The sequence below is a fragment of the Desulfocurvus vexinensis DSM 17965 genome, from assembly GCF_000519125.1.
In the GTDB taxonomy this organism is placed as follows: Bacteria; Desulfobacterota; Desulfovibrionia; order Desulfovibrionales; family Desulfovibrionaceae; genus Desulfocurvus; species Desulfocurvus vexinensis.
This window is the reverse complement of the sequence record NZ_KI912584.1, coordinates 7,903-13,562: the sequence shown is the minus strand read 5'-3', so window position 1 is coordinate 13,562 and position 5,660 is coordinate 7,903. Positions and strand designations below refer to the sequence as shown.

General features: G+C 62.8%; 5 protein-coding genes. All 5 read left to right on the top strand.

Annotated features, from left to right (window positions below):
• The coding region (locus G495_RS0116730) for an AAA family ATPase (RefSeq protein WP_028588687.1) at positions 1-336 on the top strand (336 nt) is incomplete at its 5' end.
• Between the two features lie 12 nt (positions 337-348).
• Positions 349-822 (top strand): DUF669 domain-containing protein, encoded by a 474-nt coding sequence (locus G495_RS0116725; protein ID WP_028588686.1) that lies wholly within the window; start codon positions 349-351, stop codon positions 820-822.
• Positions 822-1,304, top strand: coding sequence for an ERCC4 domain-containing protein (locus G495_RS0116720; protein WP_027182212.1), 483 nt, complete (start codon positions 822-824; stop codon positions 1,302-1,304). Before G495_RS0116725 ends, G495_RS0116720 begins: the two co-directional genes overlap by 1 nt.
• Complete coding sequence (gene recD2, locus G495_RS0116715; RefSeq protein ID WP_011367842.1) at positions 1,256-3,484, top strand: SF1B family DNA helicase RecD2; 2,229 nt, start codon at positions 1,256-1,258, stop codon at positions 3,482-3,484. Before G495_RS0116720 ends, recD2 begins: the two co-directional genes overlap by 49 nt.
• The coding region (locus tag G495_RS20010) for a CHC2 zinc finger domain-containing protein (protein ID WP_035252891.1) at positions 3,481-5,660 on the top strand (2,180 nt) is incomplete at its 3' end. The genes recD2 and G495_RS20010, both read left to right, overlap by 4 nt.

Sequence of the window (5,660 nt, the reverse complement as noted above, 5' to 3'; positions counted from 1 at the left end):
ATCGAGACCCGGACCGGCAAACACACCCGCATCGTGCCGACGCTGCCAGAAAAGGCGCGGAAGCTGGTCACCGGTCTGGTGGACCTGATCCTGTTCTGCGACCTGGACATGAAAACCGGCGAGGACGGCAAGCCGGTATGGCAGCGCGTGATGCGCACCAAGCCCAGTCCCAATTACGACGCTGGTGACCGCACCGGCCGACTCCCCGAAGTCATTCCCCTCGATTTTTCGAGCTTCATGAAAGCGTTCAACAACACGGCAGCCGGAGCTGCGGCGAGTGCCGCCCGGCCGAAGCCGGAGCCGACCGCGAGTGCGGCGGCGAAACCCCAACAGTAAGGAGATCCAACCATGGAACACTACGAAAACCAGTCCAACAGCAACCTCGACCTGGCGCAGTTCGACGACGCCTTCGAAACCGCCGAAGTCGAGGAACGCGAGTTCGAGGCTGTCCCCGACGGTAAATACCAGGTCAACGTCGACCGGGTCGAACTGACCCGCGCCCAGACTTCGGGCAATCCAATGCTCAAGTGGACCCTGCGCATTCTCGCGCCGACCCACAAGGGCCGTCTGCTCTGGCGCAACAACGTCATGGCCAGCAACGAGAACATCAAGTGGCTCAAGCAGGACCTCTACACCTGCGGGCTGCAGCTTCAGAAGCTCTCCGACCTGCCGGGCCACCTCGAGCAGCTTCTCAACATCAAGCTGGAGGTGACCAAGCGCACTCGCGGTGAAAACGAGAACATCTACTTCAACCGTCGCATTGTCATGGCCGACGATACCGGGGCTCCCGGCGCGGCGATGGACGACATGATCCCGTTCTGATGATGGACCGGATCACCGTTGTCGTCGACACCCGCGAACAGGAGCCCTACAGCTTCGATAGCGACAAAATTTCGGCGGTTCGCAAGGCGCTGCCCGCCGGTGATTACTCACTGGTCGGCCTCGAGGAACGGGTGGCGGTGGAGCGCAAATCCCTGACGGATTTCGTCTCCACCGTCATCCGGGGGCGAAAGCGGTTTCACCGCGAGTTGGAAAAGCTCTCAGCCTACGAATCCGCCTGCGTGGTTGTCGAATGCAACTTTCGCGATCTGGTCGATGGCCGCTACCGCAGCGATGCCCACCCGCACGCGCTGATCGGAACGGTCGCCTCCATCGTCGTCGACTTCGGTGTCCCCGTCTACTTCTGCTCGGACCGGCAGGCCGCCTGCCGTTTTGTCGAGGAGTACCTGACACGTTTTCACCGGAGGATCGCGAGATGCCAAAAAGAAATGAGAGTAACCCGGCGCGACTCCGGGGAAGAATAGAGCGCGTTTACTATGCCGGACCCAAGTTCTCCGCAGGCCGACTGCTCACCCCGACCGGTGAGGAAGTCCAGTTCGCGGGCAATTTGTTCGCCCGGGAAAATCAGCCTGTGGTCCTGCTCGGGTCGTGGGCCACCCATCCCAAATACGGCCGTCAGTTCAAGGTCGACGGGATGGAGCACGACCTCGAACTCGATCCGGAGGGGCTGATCCACTATCTGGCCAACCATCCGGAGATCAAGGGCATTGGTCCGGCCAAGGCCAGATTGATCGTCGAGAGTTTCGGCGACGCCTTTGAAGAAACCCTTCTGAATGACCCCGAGCGCATCGCGCTCAAAGCTCGGCTGCCCTTGGATGCTGCCCGGCGGCTGCGTGACGAATGGTTGAAGAACCGCAGCGTCAACGCCGTCATGGCCTGGTTGTCGGCATTCGGACTGACCCATCATCAGGTCACCACTCTGGTCGAAAGACTCGGCGGCAACTGCCTCGATATTCTGAAGGAAGACCCGTACATCCTCATTCGGGAGATCCGGGGATTCGGCTTCAAGAAGGTCGATAAGATCGCCCGCAAGCTTGGCACCCCCAAGGACCACACCCCTCGTATCCGCGCTGGGTTGAATTTCTGCGTCCGTGAAGCCCTGGACAATGGTCACTGCTGGATCGAATACGAGGATCTGGTGGACCAGGCCAATCTGCTGCTGGTCATGGATGCCCTGGACAGCCGGGTCCGCATCGAGAGCGCCCTCGACGCGCTCATCGAAGAACAGGCGCTTGCCTGCGATTCCCACGGCGGACGTTTCGTGGTCGCTCTGCCGGAGATCGTCCGCATGGAGCGGGAGCTGGCCTTGTTGTTCGGCCAGGCCGAAACACCGAATCCTCATTTCCAGTCCGTCAAGAAACTCGATGCCCTGATTCGGCGCTGCGCATCAACGCTGAACGAGAAGCAGCTCGACGCGGTCCGCTCGGCCCTCCAGCACAGCATCAGCCTGATTTCGGGTGGAGCCGGTTCGGGCAAGAGCTACACCATTTCGGTCATCAACACCATCTGCGAGGAGAGCGACCTGGAGGTCGTGCTCGCCGCGCCGACCGGCAAGGCCGCCAAGCGCCTGGAGGAAGTCAGCGGTCGCAGCGGCACCACCATTCACCGTCTGCTCGGCTATGACGGCAAGGGTTTCTCGCGCAGCAAGGAGAATCCCATCGATGCCGACGTCTTGGTGGTCGACGAGTTTTCGATGGTCGACGTGCCGCTGGCCTGGCACCTGTTCGAGGCGGTCGATTTGTCGCGGACCACGGTGCTGCTGGTCGGGGACCACAACCAGCTTCCGCCGGTGGGACCCGGAAACATACTGCGCGATCTGATCCAGACACGCGCCATCCCCACGGTCATCCTCGACAAGGTCGTGCGCCAGGCTGGCGTCCTCAAGGAGAACTGCACCGCCGTTCTTAAGGGCGAGGTGCGCAAGACCAGCGAGGCGTCGGTATCCGGATGCCGGGATTGGTACCTGGTAGATCAGTTCACCGATCCGATGGCTGCACGCTCGTTCCTGCTGGAGCTGTTTCAGGAGCGGCTCGACACCCTGGGATTCGACATCATCAAGGACGTGCAGGTGCTGACGCCGACCCACAAGGGACCGCTCGGCACCAAGGAACTGAACGAGGAACTGCAGCGGCTCATCCAGCGCAAGCTCTGGAACACCGAGGTGCCGCCGGTCGCCATGGGCCGCCGCGCCCCGTTTCTCAAGCACGACAAGGTCATCCAGACCCGGAACAACTACGATCTGAACGTGATGAACGGGGCCATCGGCTATGTGGTCGATGTCCTCGCGAACGGCACCCTGGTCATCGACTTCGACGGCATGCCGGTGGAGCTGGAGAAGGGTTCGCCCGACCTGCAGGATCTGCAGCTCGCCTATGCGCTCACCATCCACAAAACCCAGGGTTCCGAGTTCCCCTGCGCCGTCGTGGTGATCCACAAGGCGCATTCCTTCATGCATCACCGCAACCTGCTCTACACCGGGGTGACCCGCGCCCGGCGCACCGCCATTGTCCTGGGCGACCATTGGGGCATCCAGAACTGCGCCAAGCGTTGCCAGGTGGATGACCGCCGGACCTTCCTGCCCCTGTTTCTGGACGCCGCCCAGCACGCGGATGCCGATTCCGCCCGTGTCGCGGAGGCCGAATGAGCATGGGCGGAACGGATAACGTCAGGGAGTATTACCGGCTCGTCACCGAGATGGACATCGGTGACGTGGCCCGGGAACTCCTGCCGGGACGGATCACCCAGGAAACCGGTCAGCGTTTGATGTGCGACTGCCCCAACCATCAGAGCCAGTCGCGCCTGGCGCTGCACGTGATGCTCGACAAGCAGGGCTGGTACTGCTTCGGCTGCGGAGTCGGCGGTGACGTGCTGCAACTCGTGGAGTTCATTCAGACGGGCTCGGTCACCGCCGGGCAATCCGGTCCGATGCCGGACAGCCACCGTCAGGCCCGGGACTATCTCGCCAAGAAGGCGGGCTTGCCGCCGCTGTCGCGCTATGGCCTCAGCCAGGAGCGTCTCGCCCAGACGGAGGCCGACCGCGCCTTCGAACTGCGGGTCAAGGACGCGCTGACCTCGCTGGCCAGGCTTTACCACGCCAGACTCAAAGAGTCGCCGGAGGTCCTCGACTGGCTGAAATCCAAATACGCCCTGAGCGAGGAGACCATCGACGATCTCCTGATCGGCTACGCGGACAACGCGTCCGGCGCGGTCGCCCAACTGACCGGGGGTGAGGACGGTTTCTCCAAACGGGAGCTCGCCGCCACCGGCGCTTTCCGTCCCACCAGCCAGGACGGCCTGACGCCATTTTTCGAGCGCCGGATCGTCTTTCCCTACTGGAGCCGTGGCCGGGTGGTGTTCATGATCGGCCGCAAGACGCCGTGGACCCCGGACGTGGGCTGGGAGCAAGGGAAATACAAGAAACTGCCGGTTCACGACGAGCACCAGCGGCCTTACGTCGCCGACTTCATCAACAACGCGCTGCTGTTCAACGAGGACTGCCTGCTGGCGAGGCCCGGCAAGGTGATCATCACCGAGGGGGTGACCGATTGCCTGGCGCTGATGCAACTGGGCCTGCCCACCGTATCGCCGGTCACCGTCCGCATCCGGGCCGCCGATTGGGAGCGCCTGATCCCCAAACTGCGCGGCGTCGAAACCGTCTACATCTGCCAGGACAACGAACTCTCCCAGGCCGGTCTCAAAGGGGCGCTGCAAACCGCTCGTACCCTGGCCGAACACAAGATCGACACCCGCCTGGTGACGCTGCCTTTGTCGGAAACACAGATCTCGGCCCGGCAGGAGCTGACCGAACGGTTCAGCCTGACGGCGAGCGTGGGGCCGAAGGAGCTGGCCAAGCTGCTGGCGGGACGGCCCGCCGAGGAAATCCAGGCGGCCGAGGCGCTTCTCGCCACCGCCAAGATCGACGTCAACGATTACATTGCCGCCGGGCATACCCGGGAGGATTTCGAACGCCTGCTCGCCGAAGCCAGCACGCCCATCGAGTTCGGCGTGCGCTCGCTGCCCGAGGGCGCTGAAGAAGAGGAACGCAACCGCCTGCTCGAACCTATCCTGGGGGAGATTTCCGAGCAGTCTCCGCTGGAACAGGCCCGTCTGCTGAAGCTGGTGCAGGAGCGCATCGGCGGTGGTGTTTCGATGGCCACCCTCAAAGAGCAGATCCGCGCCATCCAGAAGGACCGTAAAGTCGAGTTCCGCAACGAAAAGAAGAAGGCCAAGCGGATGTCCGGCGCGATGCCCGGATCGTGCCGCGCCCGGGTCGACGAGGTGCTGATCGACACGGAACTGGAGAACGGTGCTCCCGACTACACCCTGGCCGCCGAGGCTGCCTACGACTGGTTCAACGCCAACGGTGCCCAGTTCTTTCACACCCTGCAGGGCGAGCCGTTCATGTATTTCGACAACGCCATCTACTGGATGGATTCACCGGACCGGGGCCGCAAGCGCCATTACGCGGCCATGCTCTACAAGCACACGGGTATGGTGCCGACCACGGGCGGCGGACGGACATTTTTCGAGGTGCTGCCCAGCCTGGCCATGATCCGTGGCCAGGTGCGCGACCATTTCTCCTGGCTGCACACCGATGTGGCCTCCTACACCGTCTATTTCAATCTGAACAACCCGGAGCACGAGATCGCCAAGATCACCCCGGACGAGATCCGGATCATGAAGAACGGCGGCAACGAGGACGGCATCATCCTGGACGGCTCGCGGAAGATGAAGCCGCTGAAATTCCTGCCCGACGCCGACCTCGAAGAGGCGGACCGGCTCCTGGTCGATCTGCTGGTGGGCAACATGACCTGTCCGCA

Excerpts from the sequence above, each read along its gene's own strand:
- G495_RS0116725 (WP_028588686.1), top strand. The coding sequence starts at position 349 with ATGGAACACTACGAAAACCAGTCCAACAGCAACCTCGACCTGGCGCAG.
- G495_RS0116720 (WP_027182212.1), top strand. The coding sequence starts at position 822 with ATGATGGACCGGATCACCGTTGTCGTCGACACCCGCGAACAGGAGCCC.
- recD2 (WP_011367842.1), top strand. The coding sequence starts at position 1,256 with ATGCCAAAAAGAAATGAGAGTAACCCGGCGCGACTCCGGGGAAGAATA.